Genomic DNA, 319 nt, shown 5'->3' with positions numbered 1-319 from the left:
CGGGCGAAATGAGCTTGTCGATCTCGACCCGCCGCACCAGGCCTTGGGCGTCGGTCGCAACCTTGCCGAGATAGGGGGCGTCGGGATTGCCGATGCCGGGATCGAGAAAGTCGTCCGGGTTGCGGCGCATGGTGTTGTTGACCTTTTCGGCAATCAGGCCGAGCAGCCGCAGGGCGCCGTCACGGTCCGGCCAGCGGACCAGCACGATACGGGTATTCATGCGCCGCGCCGCCGGACGGCCCAGCGTCATGCTGCTCAGGTCAAGCACCGGCACCGGTACGCCGCGATAGCTGATCGCACCGGCCACCCCGGCGGGAGC

General features: G+C 68.3%; 1 protein-coding gene. It reads right to left on the bottom strand.

Going from position 1 to position 319, the window contains the following annotated elements; all coding sequences use genetic code 11:
* A partial coding sequence (locus F2P45_RS34925; RefSeq protein WP_166882737.1) for a chemotaxis protein CheW occupies positions 1-319 on the bottom strand: 319 nt, incomplete at both ends.

It is taken from the genome of Massilia mucilaginosa (genome assembly GCF_011682145.1).
Lineage (GTDB): Bacteria > Pseudomonadota > Gammaproteobacteria > Burkholderiales > Burkholderiaceae_D > Telluria_A > Telluria_A mucilaginosa.
This window is presented reverse-complemented; position numbering and strand designations above follow the sequence as displayed.